Raw genomic sequence first — 22,016 nt, 5'->3', positions numbered from 1 at the left:
CGACGGCACGTTCCCGAGGCTCGGGTGACGATCAGGTGCCGGGGCTCAGGCGACCAGCGGGCGGGGCTCCGGCACGGCACGCAACGCCTCCAGCGCGGCGATCGCCACCCCTCGGGCGCCGGCCATGTCCCGCTCCGGCACGAGGGCGAAGGTGGCCACCGCCGCCTGCTCCTCGCGGAGCACGGTGTGCTCGCGCACCGTCGCCAGGAACCAGTCGCGGAACTCCGGCGCCGCCTCCACCACCCCACCGCCCACGAAGTACGCGTGCGGGTCGGTGAAGTTGGCCGCCAGGGTGAAGAGCCGGCCCAGCGCCATCGCCTGCTGCGTGAAGAGGTCCCGGGCCAGCGCGTCCCCCCGCTCGCCGTAGCCACGGACGAGTTTGGCCGCCCGGGCCACCGGCTCGGCGGCAAGCGGGTGGTCCGGGTACCGGGTCAGCCAGTACGGCAGCAGGTTGCGCTCGATGCCGGTCAACGAGGCGACGCTCTCGACGTCCCCGGTGAAGCCGCAGGCGCAGGTCGGCTCGGGCTGCCCCGGGCCGATCAGCCCGGTCAGCGGGATGTGCACGTGGCCCAACTCTCCGGCCATCCCGGCCGCGCCGGCGATCACCCGGCCGCTCTCGACCACGCCACCGCCGAGCCCGGTGCCGACGATCGCGGAGACCGAGGATCGGGCCATCGCGTCGGCACCGAAGTGCACGTGGTGGGCGTAGAGGGCGGCGGCGTTGCCGTCGTTGTGGTAGATCACCGGCAGGCCGAGCCGCCGCTCCAGCGCTCCCCGGACGTCGAAGCCGCGCCAGGCCGGCTGGGAGAAGTTGGTGGACCCTCGCGACGAGATGACGCCAGTGGCGCTGGCCGGCCCGGGAGTGTCCAGCCCGACCGCGCGGACCAGCTCACGGGGCACGCCGGTCTGCGCCAGAGCGCCGTCCAGCGCGCGGGCCAACGCCTCGATCGCCGCCTCCGGCCCGGCCTGCACCTCGCTGGGGATCTCCAACAGCCCGTCCACCAGGAACCGGCCGTCCACCGTCAGCACGGTGGCGTTGTTGCTGGTGCCGCCGTTGTCCAGCCCGACGACCACCGGCACCCCTGCGCTGCCCACCGAAACCGCCTCCCGCCGTCGTGAGTGTGAGCCGAGGCTAGTGCCAACTCCGCTCCCCCGCCACGCCCGACCACCCCGACCGCGCGAGACACCAGTTGGCACTGCCTCCCAAACCGGAGACGGACCGGCCGCCAGCCCGCCCCACCGAACCCCACCCCGCCGCCACCCCGCAGCCATTACGCCGATCATGGAGTTGTGGTGAGCGACAAAGCGGTTCTTATGGCATCGAAGAGGACGCCACCACTCCAAGATCGACCGAGGCCCCCGGGCCAACCCCGCAGCGCCCGGTCGATCAAGAGGTTTGCGTCACCGTCGGGGCCGGATTTGACCAGAACCTCTTGATCACCGGCCCGAAGGGGGAGGGAGGGCGGGGGTGCGGGAGGGGGTGCGGGGGTGCGGGGGTGGGGCGGGGGGTGGGCTTAGCCTGGGTTTTGGGCGGTTACTGCGGTGGCGTCCAGGTCTTCGTCGTGTCGCACCTTGGGCACCAGCCCGACCGCACTGAGTGCCGCGCAGAGCGCGTCCACCTGCGCGTCGCCGACCTCCACTGCGAGGTGTCCGCCCGGCGCAAGCCATCGGGCCGCGCCGTCGGCCACCCGGCGGAGCACCGCGAGCCCGTCCGGGCCGCCGTCGAGCGCCACCGGGGCCTCGTGCAGCCGCGCCTCGGCGGGCATCAGCGCCACCGCCGCGGTGGGCACGTACGGGGCGTTGGCGACCACCAGGTCCAGCCGTCCACGCCAGTGCGATGGCAACGGGGCGAACAGGTCACCCTCGAACACCTCGGCGGCCAGCCCGGCGAGGTTACGGCGGGCGCACGCCACGGCCGCCGGGTCGATGTCGGCGGCGGCCAGCCAGCGTGGCGCGAGCCGGTGCGCCAAGGCGACGGTGGTGGCCCCGGAACCGCAGCAGAGGTCGGCCACGGCCGGCGCCGGGCCGGTCACCGCGGCGGCCGCCTCGACCAGCAGAGCTGTCCGCCCGCGCGGCACGAAGACGCCCGCGGCGACGGCGATCCGCAGGCCACAGAACTCGGCCCAGCCGAGCAGGTACTCCAGCGGTTCGCCGGCCACCCGGCGATCGGTCAGGTCGGCCAGCGCCGCCGGGGTGTCCGCCGCGGCCAGCAACAGGTCGGCCTCGTCCTCGGCGTAGACGCAGCCGGCGGTCCGCAGCCGGTGGACGAGGGCGGGTCGGTCGGTGGGGAAGGGTGGTGCCATGGGAAGCCTCCGGGAACGCTCGCCGGCGCTCCCGTGGCCGCTAGAGCGGCGTGGACACGGGAGGAAGCGCCGGTCCTGCTGGCTGGCGGATCGGACTCACCTCCTCCGGTCGCGGCCCACGGTCGCGGGCCGCCGACACGATAACTCAGACCGGCCCGGCGGCGTCCAACGCGGTGGCGATGTCGGCCACCAGGTCGACGGTGTCCTCCACGCCGCAGGAGAGCCGGACGAAGCCGGGGGTGGTGTCGTCGCCCCACTGCGCCCGACGGTCCGCCGTGGTGTGCAGGCCACCGAAGGAGGTGGCCGCCGCCACCAGTCGGGCGGCCTCCACGAACCGGCTCACCCGGTCGGCGTCGCCGAGGTCGAACGAGAGCACCCCGGGCATCCGACGCATCTGCGCCGAGGCCACCGCGTACGCGGGATCCTCCGGTCGCCCCGGCCAGCGCAGACCGGTCACGTCCGAGCGGGCGGCGAGCAGGTCGGCGACCGCGGCGGCGTTCGCGGTCTGCCGGGCCAACCGCAGGTCGAGGGTGGCCAGCGACCGGTGCGCCAACCAGGCGTCGAACGCGCCCGGGACCGCGCCGGTGGCGTTGCGCCAGACCGTCACGGCGTCGATCAGCTCGGCGGACCGGCTGGCCAGGTAGCCCAACAGCAGGTCGGAGTGGCCGGTGAGGGCCTTGGTGCCGGAGGCGACCACCAGGTCGGCGCCGAGGTCCAGTGGGCGCTGACCGAGCGGGGTGGCCGTGGTGTTGTCCACCGCGAGCAGCGCGCCGGCGGCGTGCGCCCGCTCGGCGAGCGCGGCCACGTCGACCACGTCGAGGCCCGGGTTGGCCGGGGTCTCCACCAGCACCAGCCGGACGCCCTCCAGCGACGGGTACGGCCCGACCGTCGGCACGAAGAGCACCCGGACGCCGAGCGCCTCCAGCACGTCGGTGGCGAACGCCCGGACCGGGAAGTATCCGTCGGTGGGCAGCACCACGGTGTCCCCCGGGCGCAGCAGGGTGAGCAGCAGCCCGGTGATGGCCGCCTGGCCGCTGGCAAAGACCCGGCAGTCACCACCCTCCAACTCGCCCACGGCCGCCTCCAGCAGCCGCCGGGTCGGGTTGTCGGGCCGGCCGTAGCCGTTCGGCGCGCCGGCCGGCCCCTGCCACGGGTCCAGGTGGTACGGCGCGGCGAAGACCGGCCCGGGTAGGAACGGCTGCCCCGGCGCCGGCTCGGGCAGCCCAGCGCGCACGCTGCGGGTGCCGTCCCCCAGATCGCTCATCAGATCCTCACTCGTACGACTCGGGTTTGGCCGTCCGGCTCATCAGGGTGTCCACGGCGAGGCGCGGGTCCATCCCCTCGTGGCAGATCCGCTCGACCTGCTCGGTGATCGGCATCTCGACACCGTGTGCCCGGGCCAGGTCGCGGATCGCCAGGCAGCTCTTCACGCCCTCGGCGGTCTGCCGGGTGGCGGCCTGGGCCTGCTCCAGCGTCTCGCCCCGGCCCAGGTGCTCGCCGAAGGTGCGGTTACGAGCCAGCGGGGACGAGCAGGAGGCGACCAGGTCGCCCATGCCGGCCAGGCCGGCGAAGGTGATCGGGTCGGCTCCCAGCGCTACGCCCAGGCGGGCCGTCTCGGCCAGCCCCCGGGTCATCAACATGGCCCGGGTGTTGTCGCCGAAGCCCATCGCGGTGGCGATGCCGTACGACAGGGCGATCACGTTCTTGACCGCGCCACCCAACTCGCAGCCGATCACGTCGTCGTTGGTGTACGGGCGCAGGTACGGCGTCCGGATCGAGGACTGGACGAGCGTCGTACGGTGGCTGTTCGTGCCCGCGACCACGGTGGCGGCCGGCTGCTCGGCGGCGATCTCCGGGGCGAGGTTCGGGCCGGACACCACCACCACCCGGTCCGCGGCCACCCCGGCCGTCTCCACGATGACCTGGCTCATCCGCTTTGTGGTGCCGAGCTCGATGCCCTTCATGAGCGACACCAGGGTGGCGTCCGGGTGCAGGTGCCCGGCCCACTCGGCGAGGTTGCCCCGCAGGGTCTGCGACGGCACGGCCAGCACCACCAACTCGGCGCCGGTGATCGCCTCGACGGCGTCGGTGGTGGCGGTGACCCGGGCCGGTAGCAGCAGGTCCGGCAGGTACTCCGGATTACGCCGGTCGCCGCGGATGCTCTCGGCCACCGGGGCACGGCGGGCCCAGACCGTCACGTCCCGCCCCGCGTCGGCGAGGATCTTGGCGAACGCGGTGCCCCAGGAGCCGGCGCCGAGCACCGCGACATGCCCGCTCATGCTGCTTCGCCCTGCTGCTGGACGGCCGGCCGGGCCGGGCGTTCCCACAGCGGCGGCGGCGTGCCGCCACGGACCTCGGCGAGCATGTCCCGCAGCCGCAGCATGATGACGTCCGTCATCTCCTCGAGGGTGGTCCGGGTCGGTGCGGCGCCCGCCCACCGGCTCAGGTCGATCGGCTCGCCGGCGACCACGGTCACCGGGATGCGCGGTCGCGGGTTGAGCCGGCTGGTCCGGGGATCGAAGATCTGCTCCGGGCCCCACATCACCAGCGGCACCACCGGCGCGCCGGTGGCCAGCGCCAGCCGTGCGGCGCCGGTCTTGCCCTTCATCGGCCACAGCTCGGGCTGCCGGGTGGTGGTGCCCTCCGGGTAGATCACCACCGCGCCGCCCTCGTCGAGCGCGGCGATCGACGCGTCCAGCGAGCGGACCGCGTCCACGCTGCCCCGCTCGACCGGGATCTGCAGGCACCGGTGCAGGATCCAGCCGACCACCGGCACCCGGAACACGCTGGCCTTGCCCAGGAATCGCGGCCACCGCCCGGAGTCGTAGATGAAGTGCGCGGAGACGAGCGGGTCGGCGTGCGAGATGTGGTTCGCCACGATGATCGTGCCGCCGTCGCGGCCGAGGTGCTCCTGCCCCCGCCAGGTACGCCGGGTCCAGACGGTCATCACCGGCTTGACCAGCCCGACGGCGAACCGTTGCCAGAACCCGAGCCTCCGCCGTGCCACTGCGCCTCCTCGTCCCGTCGCGAAACCCCGTCCGCGACACCCGCAGCGGAAATCATGCCTGCTCGCCCCCGGTACGGCCAGCGAGGGTCCCAACGTCCGACTGGCAGGATTGTTCGCGTGAGTCAGCCGAGGTGGGCCGTGGTGGTGCCGGTGAAGCGTCTGGCCGCGGCCAAGAGCCGGCTGCGGGGCGCGCTGCCCGGCGTACCCCATGAGGAGTTGGCTCTGGCGCTCGCGGCCGACACGCTCCGCGCGGTGCTGGCCTGTCCGGTGGTCGCCGAGGCGCTGGTGGTCACCGACGACGCCCAGGTGGCGGCGACGGCCCGGGCCGTCGGCGCGCGGGTGCTACCCGACGAGCCGGACGCCGGCCTGAACGCCGCGTTCCGGCACGGCGCGGCGGGCGCGGCAGCCGGCTGGGTGGTCGGGATCACCGCCGACCTGCCGGCGCTGCGCCCGGCCGAGCTGGCGGCGGCGCTGCTCGCCGCGCAGACCGACCGAGCCGGGGTACGCCGCTTCGTGCCGGACGCGCCGGGCACCGGCACGGTGCTGCTCGCGGCGCCGCCGGGCGTCGGACTGGACCCGCGGTTCGGGGTCGGCTCGGCGGCGGCCCACGCGGCGAGCGGAGCCCTGCCGCTGATCGGCGACTGGCCCAGCCTGCGCCGGGACGTGGACACCGCCGCGGACCTGGCCGCTGCCGCCCGGCTCGGGCTGGGAGCGCGCACCGCCGCACTGATCGACGAGGGCCGCCCGGCCCGCGCCGCCGGCTGACCCACCCGGTGTACGGTGCCAGCATGCAGGGCACGGTGGCCACCTACGACGCGGCGACACGCAGCGGCCTGCTGCTGCTCGACGACGGCACCGAGCTGCGCTTTCCGGCCCGTGCCTTCGATGCTTCCGGGCTGCGGCTGCTCCGGCTCGGCCAGCGGGTCCGCATCGACATTGATTCCGACGGCGAGGTCGTCCGGGTGACATTGCCGACGATGAGCTGAACCTGCGAGGCCAAGTTCATTTTGCGTTAACCGGGATCGGGAGATTATGGGCGGGTGAGCACCCCTCGCGAGAGCCCGGCCAGCCCGTCCGCCCTCGACCCCGCCGGCCCCCGTAACGGCGCCCGCACGCGCGGCACCGACGGCCGGTTCGTCCCGTCCCGTGCCGAACGCGCCGGCGCCGCCCGCGCGGACGCGCTCGATCCCGACCCGGCCGAGTCGTCCTCGGGGCTGGACGAGGTCCTCGACCCCGCCGTTCCGACGGAGACGGACGGCCCCGCGGCGGGTGGAGTGCGCTCGACCCGGCCGGACGGGTCGTCGGCCGACGGCGAGCCCGACGAGGAACCAGCGCCGCACCCGCCGCTGCCGGAGGACCGGTTCCTCAACCGCGAGCTGTCCTGGCTCGACTTCAACGCCCGGGTGCTCACGCTCGCCGAGGACCAGCGCACCCCGCTGCTGGAACGGGCCAAGTTCCTGGCCATCTTCGCCAGCAACCTCGACGAGTTCTACATGGTGCGGATCGCCGGGCTGAAGCGGCGGCTCTCCGCCGGCCTGCCGGTCCGCGGCGGGGACCGGCTGCCGCTGCGGACCCAGCTGGAGCTGATCGCGGAGCGCACGGCCGCGCTGGGCGCCCGGCACGCCGCCTGCTTCGTGGACGACGTCCTGCCCAAGCTGGCCGACGAGAGCATCCGCATCCTGCGCTGGGGCGAGCTGGGCGACGCCGAGCGGGAACGGCTGCGGACCTACTTCCGGGAGCACATCTTCCCGGTGCTGACGCCGCTCGCGGTGGACCCCGCGCACCCGTTCCCGTACATCTCCGGGCGGTCGCTGAACCTGGCGGTGGCGGTTCGCGACCCGGATGGCGGTTCGGAGCTGTTCGCCCGGGTGAAGGTGCCCAACAACGTTCCCCGGTTCGTCCGGGTGGACCGGGACCAGCCGGGTGTACGGATGCTGCCGGTGGAGGACCTGATCTCGGTGCACCTGGGGCAGCTGTTCAGCGGCATGCAGGTGGTCGAGTGCCACCTGTTCCGGGTCACCCGCAACGCCGAGGTGGAGGTCGACGAGGACCGCGACGAGGACCTGCTCCAAGCCCTGGAGCGGGAGCTGGCCCGACGCCGGTTCGGCCCTCCGGTCCGGCTGGAGGTGGCCGCGTCGATCTCCGACCACATGCTGGAGCTGCTCGTCCGGGAGTTGGACATGGACGACCAGGACGTGCTGCGGGTGCCCGGCCTGCTGGACCTTTCCGCGCTGTGGCAGGTGTACGGCGAGGCGGACCGGCCGGACCTCAAGGACCCGCCGTTCGTGCCGGCCACCCACCCCCGGCTCGCCGAGGGCGAGGTGCCGCGCAGCGTCTTCGCCACCCTGCGCGACGGGGACGTCCTGGTGCACCACCCGTACCACTCGTTCGCCACCAGCGTGCAGCGCTTCATCGAGCAGGCCGCCGCCGACCCGAACGTGCTGGCCATCAAGCAGACCCTCTACCGGACCAGCGGCGACTCGCCGATCGTCGACGCGCTGGTCGACGCGGCGGCGGCCGGCAAACAGGTGGTGGTGCTGGTGGAGGTGAAGGCCCGCTTCGACGAGGTGGCCAACATCGGCTGGGCCCGCACGCTGGAGCGCGCCGGGTGCCACGTGGTGTACGGGCTGGTCGGCCTGAAGACGCACTGCAAGACCGCGCTGGTGGTGCGGCAGGAGGGCAACCAGATCCGCCGGTACTGCCACATCGGCACCGGCAACTACCACCCGAAGACGGCACGACTGTACGAGGACTTCGGCATGCTCACCGCCGATCCGGAGATCGGCGCCGACCTCACCGACCTGTTCAACGTGCTCACCGGCTACAGCCGGCAGACCGCGTTCCGCCGGCTGCTGGTCGCACCGCAGGGCATCCGCAGCGGCCTGATCGAGCGCATCGAGCGGGAGATCTCGCATGTCCGGCTGGGCATGCCCGGCCTGGTCCAGTTCAAGGTCAATTCCCTGGTGGACGAGGAGTTGACCGACGCGCTGTACCGGGCATCCCAGGCCGGCGTCCACGTCGACCTGCTCATCCGGGGCATGTGCACGCTGCGTCCCGGGGTGCCGGGGCTCTCGGAGAACATCCGGGTCCGCTCGATCCTCGGCCGGTTCCTGGAGCACTCCCGGATCTTCCGGTTCGGCAACAACGGGCAGGCCGAGTTCTGGATGGGCTCGGCGGACCTGATGCACCGCAACCTGGACCGCCGGGTCGAGGCGCTCGTGCAGGTGAGCGACCCGATCGCGCGGGCCGAGCTGGACCACGTGCTGACCCAGGCGATGAGCCCGGACGTGGACGCGTTCGAGCTCGCGGGCGACGGCTGCTGGTCCCGGCGGAGCGGCCCGGACGAGGCGACCAAGGACCACCTCCAGGAACTCCTGCTGCGCCGCGTCGGTGGCACGGCGGGCTGACCAAGGTCGGCATAGGCTGACCTGATGGTGGAGGAGGAACAGAAGTACGAGGTGGACGAGGCCTTCGTGCTGCCGGACCTGGGCGCCACACCGCCGGCCGGCGGACGGGTCCGGGCCCTGCCGCCGGTGACGCTGGTGGCGCGCTACCTCGACACGGTCGACCTCCGGCTGGCCCGGGCCGGCGCCTCGCTGCGCCACCGCAAGGGCGACGAGCTGCCCTGGACGGTGAAGCTGCCCACCGGCACGCCGGGCGTCCGGCACGAGATCTCCCGTCCCGGGCCGGTCGGGCAGCCGCCACCGGAGCTGGTGGAGCTGGTCACCGCCCTGCACCGGGGCGCGCCGCTGGCGCCGGTCACGGTGCTACGCACCGTCCGGCGCGCCCACGAGGTGTGCGACAAGGCCGGTGCGGTGCTCGCCGAGGTGGTCGACGACCAGGTGACCGTGCTCGACGGCTCGGGCGCCACCACCGGCGCCTTCCGCGAGGTCGAGGTGGAGCTCAAGGCCGGCAACCGCAAGCTGCTCGACCGGGTCGGCGCGGTGCTGCGCGACGCCGGCGCCCGCAGCGGGTCCTTCACCCCGAAACACGTACGGGCTCTGGGCACGGCGGCACAGGCCGACCCGGACCTGGTCGCGCCGGCCGGGTTACCGGCCGACCCGACCGCCGGAGACGTGGTGACCGAGGCGATCCGCAAGGGGGTACGCCGGCTGCTGACGCACGACCCCCTGGTTCGGCTGCGCGTCCCGGTCGGCGACGACGACACCGCCGTACACCAGATGCGGGTGGCCTGCCGGCGGCTCCGCAGCGATATGCGCACCTTCGGGCCGCTGCTCCGGAAGACCTGGGCGCGTCCGTTGCGCGCGGAGCTGCGCTGGCTGGCCGACGTGCTCGGCGCGGCCCGCGATGCCGAGGTGCTCCGTGAGCGGCTGCGACGCACCGCGTCCACCGACCCGCTCAGCTCGCTCGACCCGGCCGCGGTGGACCGACTGGACGAGGCCCTGGCCGACCGGCAGCGGCGGGCGCTCGCCGCCGTCGACGAGGCGCTGCGCTCCACCCGGTACCTGGCCCTGGTCGACGCCGTGGTGCTGGCCACCCGCGCCCCCCGGTTCACCCGCCGGGCGACCGCTCCGGCGGCGCGGGCGCTGCCCAAGCTGGTGAGCCGCCCGTGGCGGCGGCTGACCGGGCCGGACGGCGTCGACGGGCTCGACCCGCTCGCACCCGACACCCGCTGGCACGCCGTACGTAAGGCGGGCAAGCAGGCCCGGTACGCGGTCAACGCGGTGGCCCCGGCACTCGGCAAGGCGCCGCGACGGCTGTCCGGCGCGTTGGCCGGGGTGCAGGACGTGCTCGGCGAGCACCAGGACGCCGCCGTGGCCGCCGAGACCTGGCTAGAGATCGCCGCCGAGCGGCCGGACGACCACGAACTGGCCGTCACCGCCGGGCGGCTGGCCGAGCGGGAACGCGAGACGGTACGCGGCATGCGGTCCCGGTTCCCGGCCGCGTGGCACCGCGCCACCCGGCGTCGACGGACCCAATGGCTGCCGTGACCGGCATCCGGGCGGCCGGTGGGGTGGCCTGGCGGCCGTCCGTCGACGGCGTGCAGGTCTGTCTGGTGCACCGCCCCCGCTACGGGGACTGGACGCTGCCCAAGGGCAAGCTGGAGCCGGGTGAGCACCCGTTGGAAGCGGCGGTACGCGAGGTGGCCGAGGAATCCGACGTACGGGGTGTGCCGCAGGTGCGGCTTCCCTCGGTGCGGTACCGCAGCGAGGGTCAGCCCAAGGTGGTCGACTACTGGTCGATGCGGGCGGTGGCCAGTGGTGGCTTCCAGCCCGGCACCGAGGTGGACGACATGCGCTGGCTCCCCGTGGATGACGCGATCCGGCTGGTCAGCTATCCGCACGACGCCGAGGTGCTGGCCGCGTACGCGGCGCTGCCACCGGTGACCGGGACGGTCGCCCTGGTGCGGCACGCGCACGCGGGCAAGCGGGCCACCTGGACCGGCCCGGACACCGGCCGACCACTGGACGCCGAGGGGTGGGCTCAGGCGTCCACGCTGGCCGGGCTCATCGCCCTGGTCCGGCCGACCCGGCTGGTCTCGGCCTCACCGCGCCGCTGCGTGCAGACGCTGGATCCGACCGCCGCGCTGCTCGACCTGCCGATCGAGATCTGCGGTGACCTGGACGAGCCTCAGCCGGGCCAGCAGCCCGACGAACAGGTGCTCGCCACCGCCGCCCGACTGCTCGAGCTGGGCGTGGCCGGCGGGCAGGTGGCGGTGTGCAGCCAGGGCAAGGTGCTGCCGGGCGCCTTGGAACGGCTGACCGGTCGCGCCGACGAGGACTTCACCACGCCGAAGGGCGGCGGCTGGCTGCTCGCCTTCACCACCGACCGACTGCTCGCCGCCGACCGCCTGTGACCGCTGCGGTCAGCGCGGCGGGAGGGTGAGGGTGACCGCGACCGGCAGGTGGTCACTGGCCGTGCCGCGTGGCGCGACCGGACTGCCGGGGACCAGGCCGGGCGAGACGAAGACGTGGTCGATCTGCTGGCGCGGGTCGTCGGCGGGGCTGGTGGTCAACGGTCGGCCGGCTGCCAGGGCGTCGACGAGGCCGGCCCTGGTGAACTGCTCGAACGCCTCGTCGCCCGGCTCGGTGTTCAGATCGCCGGCCACCACCAACGGCCGGCCGGCCGCGTACCCGATGGCGAAGTCGGCGACCGCGCGGGCCTGGACCACCGGGCCCTGGTCGGGCGGCGGTTGCAGGTGGGTGCTGACCACGGCGGTACGGACGCCGTCGCTGAGATTCAGGGTGACGGCGAGGGCCTGCGCGCCGGTGGGCGCCCCGACGGCGGGCAGCGGCAGGGTCCGCAGATCCGTCATCGGCCAGCGGCTGAGCACTGCGTCGCCCCAGACCGGGTCGGCTGCCGGCCCGAAGACGTAGGGCATGCCGAGCCGGTCGGCCAGCAGGTCCAGGGTGTCGTGGCCGCCGTTGAGCAGCCATCCCCGGTCCACCTCGCTGAGCAGCACCACGTCGGGCGTCTGCCGTTGGACCGTGTCGGCCAGCCCGTCCAGGTCGAACCGACCGTCCAGCCCAAAGCCCATCCGGATGTTGTACGCCACCACGGTGAGCTGCTCCGGCGGCCCGTCCCGGTTGCTCGACACGTGCAGCTCGTCGAGGGACAGCGGCGCCAGCAGGGCGAGCGCGGTGACGGCGGCCGTGGTCCGCAGAGGTGGCAACGGTGTCGGGAGCGGAATGTCGGCGGGACGGGTGGCCAGGGCCACGGCGGCGACCAGCGCGGCGACCACCACCGGCACCGCCGCGTTGGGGTAGCCGAGGTCGTAGGCGGAGTAGTAGCCGACCGCCCCCAGCGCGAAGACGACCATGCCGGCGGCGACGGCGTACCCGCGACGGCGCGCCCACCCGACGCCTCCTGCCTCGACGATGTCGGCCTCGCCGGCGCCCTCGGTGCGGCCCGCGTCCTGGCTGAGGGCCAGGCAGGCGCCGAGACCGACGGCGGTGAGCAGGATGGCCGGGACGAGGAGGTCGCCCCGGTCGAGGGCGAAGAGGACCGCCCCGACCAGCAGTGTCGCCGGGCCGAGGACACGGCCGATCCGACGGGGCGGGCGGGTCAGCGCGGGCAGCAGGAAGCCAGCGACCGCCACCGGCACCGGGGCGAGGCCGAACAGCGGGTCGAGGGCTACGCCGTTCCCGGCGAACAGGTAGGAGGCTCCGGTCCGAGCCAGCGCCGGGGAGAGCGCCACCATCCCGGCCAGCAGCAGCACCGGCCCGGCCAGCAGCCAGGCCCGGGCACCGCCGGGGCCGACCGGCACGGAAGGCGGCAGTGCCACGGCCAGCAGGAAGAGCGTCACCGCGACCGCACTGACCAGCCAGGCCGTCGCGTCCCCCCGCCAGACGAGGTCGTACGTGTCCAGCAGGGCGTGTCCGGCCGCGTTGACCGTCAGCCCCAGCGCGAGCCCGGGCACCGGCTGGTCGGTGCCGGCGGCGGTGCCGACCAGCCAGACCAGCCCGGCGAACAGCCCTGCGGTGGCCAACCAGAGCTGCGGACGCCCGCCGGGAGCGGCGGTGAGCGCGAGCCGGGCGGCGGCCAGCAGCACGGCCGCCACGATCGTGACCGGGCGAGCGCCCACCCAGCGGATCAGCGCCGGGGCGGCCAGGGCCAGCACGAACCAGCCGAGGGCGAATGCGCCCATCAGCTCGGCCGGGGTGGACGCGGCCTGGCCGAAGATGGTGATGATGCCGGGCAGCCAGACCCGCAGCACGTCGATGAGCAGGAGGACGCCCAGCGCGAGCGATCCGGTGGTGAGCAGGCGGTGGCGCACCGGTGCCCTCTTCCCGTCGTTGGACCGGCGGAGGGGGCCGGCACGGCGATTCTGCGCGTGGCGGCCGACCCGGTCAACGGTCCGGGTACGCCGAAGGGCGCCCACCCACGGGTGGACGCCCTTCGCGAGGGTCGGTCAGCGCTTGCTGGCCGCCTTCTTGGCCGGTGCCTTCTTCGCTGGCGCCTTCTTGGCCGCCGCCTTCTTGGTCGCCGTCGCGGTGGTCTTCTTCGCCGCGGTGGACTTGGACGCCGCGGTGGTCTTCTTCGCCGCGGTGGTCTTCTTGGTGGCGGCCGTCTTGGTCGCCGTGGTCTTGCTCGCCTTGGCCGGGGCGGTCTTCTTGGTGGCGGCCGTCTTGGTCGCCGTGGTCTTGCTCGCCTTGGCCGGGGCGGTCTTCTTGCTGGCCGCCTTGGCGGCGGTGGCCGTGGTGCCGGCCGCCTTCGTGCCGGTGGCCTTGGTGCCGGCCGCCTTCGTGCCCGTTGCCTTGGTGCCGGCCGCCTTTGCGGTCGTCGTGGCGGTGGCGGTCTTCTTCGCCGCCGCCGTGGCCTTCGGCACCTTGCCGCTGGCCACCATCTCCTTGAACCCGGCGCCCGGGCGGAAGGACGGGACTGACGTCTTCTTTACCTTCACCGCCTCGCCGGTACGCGGGTTGCGCGCTGTTCGCGCACCACGCACACGCTTTTCAAAAGCTCCGAATCCGGTGATCGCCACCTTCTCGCCCTTGGTGACCGCCGCCTGGACCTCAGCGAGGACCGCGTCGAGCGCGGTCGCCGCCGTCTTCCGGTCCCCCAGGCGAACGGCGAGCGCCTCGATGAGCTCGGCCTTGTTCACGACTTCCTCCCGATTGTGCAACTGACTCGTCGCGAGCCATTCTGCGCGCACGGTATGCCCTGTGCTGCCGGGACACAAACATTCGGTCGAAAAAAGCCCTTGTGTCGTAACGGATTCACCCCCACCGGTTGGCCCGGTGAGGGTGAAATCCGATGTACAGGCCGGTCTACGGCTATGCCACGGAGGGCAGGAACGGCGCTCGACCCGCCTCGTACGCGTCGATGTCGGCGGCGTGCCGAAGGGTGAGTCCAATGTCGTCGAGGCCCTCCAGCAAGCGCCAGCGGCTGAAGTCGTCGAGCGGGAACGACCAGTTGGCGGCCCCTGCCCGGAGCTGTCGGGCGGTCAGGTCGACGGTGATCGGGGTGCTCGGCTCCGCCTCGATCAGGTCCCACAACTCCTCGACGGCGCTCAATTCCAGCTCGACCGGCAGCAGGCCCTCCTTGAGTGCGTTGCCGCGGAAGATATCGCCGAAGCGCGGGGCCACCACCGCGCGGAAGCCCCAGTCCCGCAGAGCCCAGACGGCGTGTTCACGGGAGGAGCCGGTGCCGAACTCCGGACCGGCGATCAGGATCGACGCACCAGAATACGATTGATCGTTGAGCACGAATGCCGGATCTTCCCGCCAAGCGTTGAACAGCCCGTCGGCAAAGCCGGTCCGCGTCACCCTCTTGAGGTACACGGCCGGGATGATCTGATCGGTGTCCACGTTGGAACGGCGCAGCGGCACCGCCGTGCCCGTGTGGGTGGTGAACGACTCCATCTCCTGAAGTCCCTTCTACAGGTCGGCGGGGGCGGCCAGCCGGCCGACCACGGCGGTGGCGGCGGCGACCGGCGGGGAGACCAGATGGGTACGCCCACCCCGGCCCTGGCGGCCCTCGAAGTTGCGGTTCGAGGTGGAGGCGGAGCGCTCACCGGGCTTCAGCGTGTCGGGGTTCATCCCCAGGCACATCGAGCAGCCGGCGAACCGCCACTCGGCGCCGGCGTCGGCGAAGACCTTGTCCAGACCCTCGGCCTCGGCCGCCTCGCGTACGGCGGCGGAGCCGGGCACCACGAGCATCCGGACGCCGTCGGCGACCTGGTGGCCGCGCAGCACGTCGGCGGCGGCCCGCAGGTCCTCCAGCCGGCCGTTCGTGCAGGAACCCACGAAGACCACGTCGATGGGCAGCTCGCGCAGCGGGGTGCCGGGGCGCAGGTCCATGTACTCCAGCGCGCGCCGGGCCGCGGCGCGCTCCGAGTCGGTGACGAAGTCCTCCGGGTCCGGCACCGGCGCGCTCAGCGGCGCGCCCTGCCCCGGGTTGGTGCCCCAGGTGACGAACGGCGTGATCCGGCTGGCGTCCAGGGTCACCTCGGCGTCGAAGCGCGCGCCCTCGTCGGTGGGCAGTGTCCGCCACCAGGCGACCGCCGCGTCCCAGTCCGCGCCCTGCGGCGCGTTGGGCCGACCCTTGAGGTACGCGAAGGTGGTCTCGTCCGGTGCGATCATGCCGGCCTTGGCGCCCCATTCGATGGACATGTTGGCGATGGTCATCCGCCCCTCCATCGAGAGCGCCTGGATCGCCGGGCCGCGGTACTCGACGATGTGCCCGCGACCCCCGCCGGTGCCGACCTGGGTGATCAGCGCGAGCACGAGGTCCTTGGCCGTGACTCCCGGGGCGAGCTCGCCGGTGACGTTCACGGCCATGGTCTTCGGGCGGCTCTGCGGCAGCGTCTGGGTGGCCAGCACGTGCTCCACCTCGCTGGTGCCGATGCCGAAGGCCAGCGCGCCGAACGCGCCGTGGGTCGCGGTGTGCGAGTCGCCGCAGACGATGGTCAGGCCGGGCTGGGTGAGCCCGAGCTGCGGACCGATCACGTGCACGATGCCCTGGTTGTCGTCGCCGAGCGGATGCAGTCGCACCCCGAACTCGGCGCAGTTGCGGCGCAGCGTTTCGATCTGCGTACGCGACGTGGGGTCCGCGATGGTGAGCAGGTCACCTCGGCGGGACCGGAACGCGGGATCGGCGTACCCGGTCGGGGTGTTGTGGTCCTCGGTCGCGAGGGTCAGGTCGGTACGACGCACCCGGCGCCCGGCGAGCCGCAGCCCGTCGAACGCCTGCGGGCTGGTCACCTCGTGCAGCAGGTGCAGGTCGATGAAGAGCAGGTCCGGCTCACCAGCGGCGGACCGTACGACGTGCGCGTCCCAGACCTTCTCGGCCAGGGGCCTCGGCTCAGGAGTGACTCCCACCATCTGGACATCCTAAATTCTGGGAGGTAAGTTTCGGCTTGTGGGACACAGTATGAGCGGTGTCGGCGTCCTCGACAAGGCGGTGGTCATCCTGGCCGCCTGCGTGGACGGCGCCAGCCTGGCCGAACTCGTTGACCGTACGAAGCTGCCCCGGGCCACCGCGCACCGGCTGGCGCAGGCACTGGAGATCCACCGGATGCTGGTCCGGGACACCCAGGGCCGGTGGCGTCCCGGCCCCCGGTTGGGCGAGCTGGCCAACGCCGCACCGGACGTCCTGCTGACCGCCGCCGAGCCGCTGCTGGCCGCCCTGCGCGACGCCACCGGCGAGAGCGCTCAGCTCTACCTACGCCGTGCCGACGAACGGATCTGCGTGGCGGCGGCGGAGCGCGCGAGCGGCCTGCGGGACACCGTTCCGGTCGGCTCGGTGCTGCCGATGACCGCCGGTTCCGCGGCGCAGATCCTGCTCGCCTGGGAGCCGCCGGAGGCGGTCATGCCGCTGCTGCCGCGCAGCAAGTTCACCGGCCGCACCCTGGCCGAGGTCCGCCGCCGCGGCTGGGCGCAGAGCGTCGCCGAACGGGAGGCCGGTGTGGCGAGCGTCTCCGCCCCGATCCGGGACCGCACCGGCCGGGTGATCGCCTCGGTCAGCATCTCCGGCCCGATCGAGCGCCTGGGCCGCCGCCCCGGCGAACGCCACGCCATGGCCGTAGTAAGAGCCGGCCAACGCCTCTCCGGCCTCTAGAACCAACGCCCACCAAGCCCTGCCCTGCCCTGCCCTGCCCTGCCCTGCCCTGCCCCGCCCCGCCCCGCCCCGTCGATCATGGAGTTGCCGTGGGCGACAGAGCAGTCGTTATGGCGCAATTCCGGCACCAAAACTCCATGATCGACGAGGGGTCGGGTCGCCAGTCCCGCGATCTTGCACTTGCTGCCTCAACAAAGTGGGCATTCCACACGTACCGGGGACCGAAAGTGCAAGATCGGCAGAGCCAGGATGGGGCGGAGCCGGGATGAGGCGGGGCCAGGATGAGGCGGAGCCAGGATGGGGCGGGGCCGGGAGGGGTCGTGGACCCGTTGAGAGCCGTGCAGATCCTCCACCTGGCAACCCTCGGCCGCCCTTGTTGAAGGCATGACCCCACCGCCACCCGTATCGCCTTGGTGATCAAGAGCTTTGCGTCACGACACGCCAGATCCGATGACGCAAAGCTCTTGATCACGCGGTGCTGCGGGGCGGCGCGGGGACGGGGACGGAGCGCCGGGACGGAGGGCGGGTACGAGAAAGCGCGTCTCGCAGAAGCGAGACGCGCTTTGTTTGTAGCCCCGACCGGATTCGAACCGGCGCTACCGCCTTGAGAGGGCGGCGTCCTGGGCCACTAGACGACGGGGCCAGAACTTTCCTGCTTCACCGCCCTGACGAGCGGTGCGGTTGTAGTCTAGCGGCACCGCTCGCGGGACACGACCACGGGGTGCGCGGGCGCTGGAGCGAACGAAACAGCCCGCCTCACCGTAGTGAGACGGGCTGTGCACTGTTGTAGCCCCGACCGGATTCGAACCGGCGCTACCGCCTTGAGAGGGCGGCGTCCTGGGCCACTAGACGACGGGGCCAGAACTAATTTCGCTCCTCCACCCTCGCGGGCGGAGGAGCTGCACTCCATCGGAGATCACCCTCGACCCCGTAGGGACGAAGTCGAACTCCGTCAGAATCCAGCGTCCGGGATTCTCGCGAATCCCAGCTGCGCTGGGGTACCAGGACTCGAACCTAGACTAACTGAACCAGAATCAGTTGGGCTGCCAATTACCCCATACCCCATTGGCCCCTTGCGGCGCCGGGAAGGAACATTACCCTCCCGGTGCCGACAGGCCAAATCCGATCCCCCCGAAGCGGCTGCGAGCTGCGGAAACGGGGGCATCGGACGAATCAGGCGACGGGCACGACCGGGTTGCTGAGCTCGCCGATGCCCTCGATCCGCACGGTGACCGTATCCCCCTCGACGAGAGGGCTAACCCCCGCCGGCGTGCCGGTGAGCACCACGTCGCCGGGCAGCAGCGTCATCACGTGCGAGATGTACGACACCAGGCCCGGCACGTCGAAGACCATGTCCTTCGTCCGGCCGAGTTGGCGGACCTCCATCTCCTCCGGGTTGCGACCCACCTCACACCGAATCTCCAGGTCGGAGACGTCCAGACCGGTGGTGATCCACGGACCGATCGGGCAGAACGAGTCGAAGCCCTTGGCGCGCGTCCACTGCCCGTCCGAGCGCTGGAGGTCCCGGGCGGTGACGTCGTTGGCGCAGGTGTAGCCGAAGATGGCACGTTCGGCGGCGGCCCGGTCGGCGCGGCGCGCTCCCGGCGCCCCGATCACCACCGCCAACTCGGCCTCGTGCTCGACCTGCTTGGAGAAGATCGGCAGCCGGATGGCGTCCCGGGGGCCGATCACCGAGGTGGACGGCTTGAGGAAGAGCAGCGGCTCCTTGGGCACCTCGTTGCCGTGCTCGGCAGCATGGTCGGCGTAGTTACGGCCGACACAGACCACCTTGCTGGGCAGGATCGGCGAGAGCAGTCGGACATCGGAGAGGGCCCAGCGGGCCCCGCTGAAGGTGAGCTGGCCGAACGGGTGGCCTTCGATCTCGGCGATGGTCAGGCCCTCCGGCCCGGCCTCCGGCTCGCCCTCGACGGCCCCGAACGACATTCCCTTGGCATGAGCGAAACGAGCGATACGCACCTGGCCAATCTAGCCCCGTCGAGGGGTCAACCGGCCAGGACCGGCGCGCGGGTGTGCTCAACCCGTCAGCGCGGGGCACCCTACCCGCATTGGCGGCGGCCGGGGCGGGCTTCCCGACTTCGTACCCGCACGGAGGGGCAGCGCACCTAGCGTCGGCTCCGGAGGTTCGTTCGTATGCCTGCATCGACACGACACCACAGAGCCCTCGCAGTGCTCGTGCACTGCCTCGGCATCCTCGCCGCTGTGCCGGCCCTGCCGTCGGCGGCTCCGGAGGCGGCGGCCGCGCCACGACCACCGGCCGTCACGCCACAACCCGCGATGAGCACGCCACAGCCCGCACGGACCGCGCCACCACCCACGACAGTCATGCCAGCACCGGCGCGCGCCAACCCGCCGGTGGCGGTGGCGTTGACCGCGGAACCCACCCCACCCTCGGCGCCGCCGGCGGTGGCACCACCGTCCCGGGCCCCAGCGTCGGCACCGCCGGCACGGGTCACGGTGGCGGTCGCTCCGGAGAGCAGCCCGGCACCGCGGTACCGGATCCACGTCCGCAACGTGAGCAGCCTGCCGGTCGACACCACGGTGCGCCAGGAGTTGCCCGCCGGCTCGACGCCCACCGCGATCAGCGCCGGCGGCCAGGCCACCCGTGGCGGGGCGGCCGCCGAGGTGACCTGGCGGTTGAAGCTGCCCGCGCACAGCACCACCACGCTGGGCACCGCGCTCACCGCGACCGCGCCGGGTCAGCCGATAACCGCGCCGGCCTGCGCGTTCACCAGTGACGGCAGCCGGCCGTACGACTGCGCCACGGCCACCTGGCACGCGGCGGCGGCGCCAGCGGCCGAGGCCAAGCAGGCGCCGCCCTGGCAGCGGATCCCGGTGCTGCTGGCCGGGCTGGCCGCCCTGCTGCTGCTCAGCGCCGTCGTGCTCGTGGTGTGGCGCCTGCGGCGCGGGCGTCGGGTGACGGCCTCCGCTCTGGCCTCTGCGGAGGGCACCGACGGAGGACGCGGCACGATCTATCCGCGCCCGGCGGCACCGGTTCCGACGACGCGTCGTCGTACCCCGCCGGTCTGGTTGTTGGTGGGTGCGGCCGTGGTCGTGCTGGCCGGCATCCTGGGCGCGGCCGGATGGACGGCGACCCGCCAGGTCGCGGCCATCGACACCGACAAACAACCGACCAGCGGCGCGTGGATGGGCACCGGGATGTCCGGCCCGGTGGGCGTGCCGCTCCGCGAGTCGGCGTTCGAGTTCACCGTGTACCGGATGTCCTGCGGCACGGCCGGCAGCGTCGGGCGAGCCGACGGCGGCGGTACGGCCGGGCGACGGTGCCAGGCCACCGTGGGCGTGCGCAACGTCACCGGTGCGCAGCAGCCGTGGCACGGCCAACTGCAACGGGCCTACCTGCCCGGCGGGCGCTGGGTGAGCACCGACGAGTCGGCCACCCGGGCGGCGAACCTGGGCCGGGACGTCTTCGCCGACCCGATGGCCGCGGGCACCCGGATGGTGCTTCCGCTGGTCTTCACCGTCGACGGGCGGGACCCGCCCCGGCAGTTGGAGCTGCGCAGCGGGGTCTTCTCCGCCGGCGTGCGGGTGGACATGCCCTGACCGGTGGGCGGGCGGCGGTCGTACCCTGGGGTCCGTGACCGCCGCCCTCGCCCCCGCCGTGCTCGACGTGGCGGCCTGGCAGGCCCGCCGCCGGGCCCACGAGGATCGGGCGGACGCCTGGCTGACGCCCCACCTGGCCCGTCGGCGCCGTGGCGAACGACACCCGGTGGCCGACTTCCTGTTCACCTACTACTCGCACCGGCCGGCCCAGCTCCGTCGCTGGCATCCGGGTGCCGGGGTCGAGCTGCGCGGCGCGGACCCGGCCGACTTCGGCCGGGACTACCGGGCCACCGCCGCCGGGGTCACCCTCGACACCGAGGGGGTACGCGCGCGACGCGGCGAGTCGATCGTCTGGATCCGCTCGTTGCTGGCGGCGACCGCTGGCCGGCCGGCGCACTTCGGATGCTTCGGGATGCACGAGTGGGCGATGGTCTACCGGCAGACGCAGGAGGAGCTGCGGCACAACGCCTGGCCGTTGCGGCTGACGCCGGAGCGGACCGCCGCGGTCGTCGAGGAGCGCGGTGTGCGGTGCAGCCACTTCGACGCGTTCCGGTTCTTCACCGCGCCGGCCCGACCGTTGAACCTGCTCACTCCGACCCGGGAGACCCAGCACGCGCACGAGCAGCCGGGCTGCCTGCACGCCAACATGGATCTGTACAAGTGGGCGTACAAGCTGTCCCCGCTGGTCAGCTCGGAGTTGGTGGGCGACGCCTTCGCGCTGGCCCGGGACATCCGCACGCTCGACATGCGGGCCAGCCCGTACGACCTGGCGGCGCTGGGCTATCCGCCGGTGCGGGTGGAGACCGCGGAGGGTCGGGCGGAGTACGCCGTGGCGCAGCGCGGCTTCGCCGACCGTGCCGCAGTGCTGCGCGACCGGCTGCTCGCGGCCGTCCCGGCCTGACCCGGGGCGGCGGGCTCAGCCGACCGGGCGGGTACGCAGGCCGTCGATGAGCAGCGCGACCACCGCGGCCAGGTCGTCGTCGAGACCCGGCTCGTTCCATTCGGCGCGGTGGGCCGGGTGGTGGAACCGCGCGGTGGCCTGCAACAGCGCCCGCCCCGCCACCGCCGGGTCGGGCACGCTGAACTCTCCGGCCGCCACCCCGTCCGCGACGATCAGGCTGAGCTGACCGGCGAGGACCTCCAGGTGATTGGTGACCACGCCCTCGGAGAGCTCGGCGAGCTGGTGGAAGTTGGCAAACAGCTCCGGGTCCTCCCGGGCCATCCGGCGCTTGGTGCCGCTCAGCTCGGCCAGCCACCGGCGTAGCCGCTGCGCAGCCGGGCCCGCGCTGGTTGCCACCTCGACCAGCGGCGTGGAGACGCGGGCCAGCCAGCGCTCGGCGACCGCCTCGCGCAGTGCGGCCTTGCTGGCGAAGTGCCGGTAGACGCTGCCGTGGCTGACGCCCAGCGCGCGGGCGACGTCCAGCACGGTGGCCTTGGCCGGCCCGTACCGGCGCAGCACCTCCTCGGCGGCGTCCAGGATGCGGTCGGCGGAGAGGGCGGTGGTGTCGCTCATCCGCCCAGCCTCCCTGACCGCGCGTACGACCGTGGCGCGACCCCCGGCCGGCGGTCGCGGCACGGGCGGACGGTCATGCCCGCTCGCTGTC

General features: G+C 73.3%; 19 protein-coding genes and 3 tRNA genes. 8 read left to right on the top strand and 14 right to left on the bottom strand.

Translation table 11 applies throughout. The features are described from left to right. Window positions 1-45: 45 nt before the first annotated feature. The 5 genes from V6V47_RS27900 to V6V47_RS27880 all read right to left on the bottom strand — a co-directional run bounded on the left by V6V47_RS27900 (window position 46) and on the right by V6V47_RS27880 (window position 5,310). Window positions 46-1,095, bottom strand: a complete 1,050-nt coding sequence (locus tag V6V47_RS27900; RefSeq protein ID WP_334631353.1) for an ROK family protein — start codon at window positions 1,093-1,095, stop codon at window positions 46-48. 419 nt (window positions 1,096-1,514) lie between these two features. Then, window positions 1,515-2,303, bottom strand: coding sequence for a putative protein N(5)-glutamine methyltransferase (locus V6V47_RS27895; RefSeq protein ID WP_334631352.1), 789 nt, complete (start codon window positions 2,301-2,303; stop codon window positions 1,515-1,517). A 145-nt stretch (window positions 2,304-2,448) separates the two neighbouring features. Beyond that, window positions 2,449-3,567: a cystathionine gamma-lyase gene (locus V6V47_RS27890; protein ID WP_334631351.1), complete on the bottom strand. Its 1,119-nt coding sequence runs from the start codon at window positions 3,565-3,567 to the stop codon at window positions 2,449-2,451. Between the two features lie 7 nt (window positions 3,568-3,574). Continuing rightward, window positions 3,575-4,582 (bottom strand): NAD(P)H-dependent glycerol-3-phosphate dehydrogenase, encoded by a 1,008-nt coding sequence (locus V6V47_RS27885; RefSeq protein WP_334631350.1) that lies wholly within the window; start codon window positions 4,580-4,582, stop codon window positions 3,575-3,577. Further along, on the bottom strand, window positions 4,579-5,310 hold the full coding sequence (locus V6V47_RS27880) for a lysophospholipid acyltransferase family protein (protein ID WP_334631349.1): 732 nt from the start codon (window positions 5,308-5,310) through the stop codon (window positions 4,579-4,581). The genes V6V47_RS27885 and V6V47_RS27880 overlap by 4 nt, the downstream gene beginning before the upstream one ends. Window positions 5,311-5,427: 117 nt before the next feature. Here V6V47_RS27880 and cofC point away from each other — a divergent pair, with 117 nt between their 5' ends. The 5 genes from cofC to V6V47_RS27855 are packed head-to-tail and all read left to right on the top strand — an operon-like array spanning window position 5,428 to window position 11,128. Beyond that, window positions 5,428-6,075 carry a 2-phospho-L-lactate guanylyltransferase gene (gene cofC / locus V6V47_RS27875; protein ID WP_334631348.1) on the top strand — a complete coding sequence of 216 codons (648 nt, stop codon included), beginning with the start codon at window positions 5,428-5,430 and terminating at the stop codon, window positions 6,073-6,075. A 23-nt stretch (window positions 6,076-6,098) separates the two neighbouring features. Beyond that, the gene (locus V6V47_RS27870; protein WP_334631347.1) at window positions 6,099-6,296 is read left to right on the top strand and encodes a cold-shock protein; all 198 of its coding nucleotides are present in this window, start codon (window positions 6,099-6,101) and stop codon (window positions 6,294-6,296) included. A gap of 54 nt (window positions 6,297-6,350) precedes the next feature. Beyond that, complete coding sequence (locus V6V47_RS27865) at window positions 6,351-8,717, top strand: RNA degradosome polyphosphate kinase (RefSeq protein ID WP_334631346.1); 2,367 nt, start codon at window positions 6,351-6,353, stop codon at window positions 8,715-8,717. A gap of 24 nt (window positions 8,718-8,741) precedes the next feature. Beyond that, entirely contained in the window at window positions 8,742-10,262 is a 1,521-nt protein-coding gene (locus V6V47_RS27860) for a CYTH and CHAD domain-containing protein (protein WP_334631345.1), read from the top strand. Continuing rightward, a complete protein-coding gene (locus tag V6V47_RS27855; protein WP_334631344.1) occupies window positions 10,250-11,128 on the top strand; it encodes an NUDIX hydrolase in 879 nt (292 codons plus the stop codon). The genes V6V47_RS27860 and V6V47_RS27855 overlap by 13 nt, the downstream gene beginning before the upstream one ends. 9 nt (window positions 11,129-11,137) lie before the next feature. Here V6V47_RS27855 and V6V47_RS27850 read toward each other — a convergent pair whose 3' ends face one another. The 4 genes from V6V47_RS27850 to leuC form a co-directional block, all read right to left on the bottom strand. Continuing rightward, window positions 11,138-13,048, bottom strand: a complete 1,911-nt coding sequence (locus V6V47_RS27850) for an endonuclease/exonuclease/phosphatase family protein (RefSeq protein ID WP_334631343.1) — start codon at window positions 13,046-13,048, stop codon at window positions 11,138-11,140. A 135-nt stretch (window positions 13,049-13,183) separates the two neighbouring features. Further along, window positions 13,184-13,876: an HU family DNA-binding protein gene (locus V6V47_RS27845; protein WP_334631342.1), complete on the bottom strand. Its 693-nt coding sequence runs from the start codon at window positions 13,874-13,876 to the stop codon at window positions 13,184-13,186. A gap of 172 nt (window positions 13,877-14,048) precedes the next feature. Further along, window positions 14,049-14,636 (bottom strand): 3-isopropylmalate dehydratase small subunit, encoded by a 588-nt coding sequence (gene leuD, locus V6V47_RS27840; protein ID WP_334631341.1) that lies wholly within the window; start codon window positions 14,634-14,636, stop codon window positions 14,049-14,051. Window positions 14,637-14,651: 15 nt separating this feature from the next. Then, entirely contained in the window at window positions 14,652-16,097 is a 1,446-nt protein-coding gene (gene leuC / locus V6V47_RS27835) for a 3-isopropylmalate dehydratase large subunit (RefSeq protein ID WP_334631340.1), read from the bottom strand. A 49-nt stretch (window positions 16,098-16,146) separates the two neighbouring features. Between leuC and V6V47_RS27830 the strand changes: the two genes are divergently transcribed. Next, window positions 16,147-16,833: an IclR family transcriptional regulator gene (locus V6V47_RS27830; RefSeq protein WP_110562481.1), complete on the top strand. Its 687-nt coding sequence runs from the start codon at window positions 16,147-16,149 to the stop codon at window positions 16,831-16,833. Window positions 16,834-17,403: 570 nt separating this feature from the next. Here V6V47_RS27830 and V6V47_RS27825 read toward each other — a convergent pair. From V6V47_RS27825 to V6V47_RS27810, 4 genes are all read right to left on the bottom strand, one after another. After that, window positions 17,404-17,476: transfer RNA gene (locus V6V47_RS27825), tRNA-Glu, on the bottom strand. A 144-nt stretch (window positions 17,477-17,620) separates the two neighbouring features. Next, window positions 17,621-17,693: transfer RNA gene (locus V6V47_RS27820), tRNA-Glu, on the bottom strand. Between the two features lie 133 nt (window positions 17,694-17,826). After that, window positions 17,827-17,898: transfer RNA gene (locus V6V47_RS27815), tRNA-Gln, on the bottom strand. Window positions 17,899-18,006: 108 nt separating this feature from the next. After that, window positions 18,007-18,810 (bottom strand): fumarylacetoacetate hydrolase family protein, encoded by an 804-nt coding sequence (locus V6V47_RS27810; RefSeq protein ID WP_334631339.1) that lies wholly within the window; start codon window positions 18,808-18,810, stop codon window positions 18,007-18,009. Between the two features lie 174 nt (window positions 18,811-18,984). Between V6V47_RS27810 and V6V47_RS27805 the strand changes: the two genes are divergently transcribed. Beyond that, window positions 18,985-20,412, top strand: coding sequence for a hypothetical protein (locus V6V47_RS27805; protein WP_334631338.1), 1,428 nt, complete (start codon window positions 18,985-18,987; stop codon window positions 20,410-20,412). A gap of 34 nt (window positions 20,413-20,446) precedes the next feature. Continuing rightward, window positions 20,447-21,313: a 3-methyladenine DNA glycosylase gene (locus V6V47_RS27800; RefSeq protein WP_334631337.1), complete on the top strand. Its 867-nt coding sequence runs from the start codon at window positions 20,447-20,449 to the stop codon at window positions 21,311-21,313. 15 nt (window positions 21,314-21,328) lie between these two features. Here the strand turns inward: V6V47_RS27800 and V6V47_RS27795 are convergent, their stop codons facing one another. Next, window positions 21,329-21,925 carry a TetR family transcriptional regulator gene (locus V6V47_RS27795; protein WP_334631336.1) on the bottom strand — a complete coding sequence of 199 codons (597 nt, stop codon included), beginning with the start codon at window positions 21,923-21,925 and terminating at the stop codon, window positions 21,329-21,331. Between the last annotated feature and the right edge of the window lie 91 nt (window positions 21,926-22,016).

The sequence above is a fragment of the Micromonospora sp. CPCC 205539 genome, from assembly GCF_036906815.1.
Lineage (GTDB): Bacteria > Actinomycetota > Actinomycetes > Mycobacteriales > Micromonosporaceae > Micromonospora.
The sequence above is the reverse complement of the archived record's forward strand: the minus strand, read 5'-3'. Positions and strand labels throughout refer to the sequence as shown.

Excerpts from the sequence above, each read along its gene's own strand:
- V6V47_RS27795 (WP_334631336.1), bottom strand. The coding sequence starts at position 21,925 with ATGAGCGACACCACCGCCCTCTCCGCCGACCGCATCCTGGACGCCGCC.
- V6V47_RS27860 (WP_334631345.1), top strand. The coding sequence starts at position 8,742 with ATGGTGGAGGAGGAACAGAAGTACGAGGTGGACGAGGCCTTCGTGCTG.
- V6V47_RS27805 (WP_334631338.1), top strand. The coding sequence starts at position 18,985 with ATGCCTGCATCGACACGACACCACAGAGCCCTCGCAGTGCTCGTGCAC.
- V6V47_RS27870 (WP_334631347.1), top strand. The coding sequence starts at position 6,099 with ATGCAGGGCACGGTGGCCACCTACGACGCGGCGACACGCAGCGGCCTG.
- V6V47_RS27830 (WP_110562481.1), top strand. The coding sequence starts at position 16,147 with ATGAGCGGTGTCGGCGTCCTCGACAAGGCGGTGGTCATCCTGGCCGCC.
- leuC (WP_334631340.1), bottom strand. The coding sequence starts at position 16,097 with ATGGTGGGAGTCACTCCTGAGCCGAGGCCCCTGGCCGAGAAGGTCTGG.
- V6V47_RS27885 (WP_334631350.1), bottom strand. The coding sequence starts at position 4,582 with ATGAGCGGGCATGTCGCGGTGCTCGGCGCCGGCTCCTGGGGCACCGCG.
- leuD (WP_334631341.1), bottom strand. The coding sequence starts at position 14,636 with ATGGAGTCGTTCACCACCCACACGGGCACGGCGGTGCCGCTGCGCCGT.
- V6V47_RS27895 (WP_334631352.1), bottom strand. The coding sequence starts at position 2,303 with ATGGCACCACCCTTCCCCACCGACCGACCCGCCCTCGTCCACCGGCTG.
- V6V47_RS27890 (WP_334631351.1), bottom strand. The coding sequence starts at position 3,567 with ATGAGCGATCTGGGGGACGGCACCCGCAGCGTGCGCGCTGGGCTGCCC.
- V6V47_RS27855 (WP_334631344.1), top strand. The coding sequence starts at position 10,250 with ATGGCTGCCGTGACCGGCATCCGGGCGGCCGGTGGGGTGGCCTGGCGG.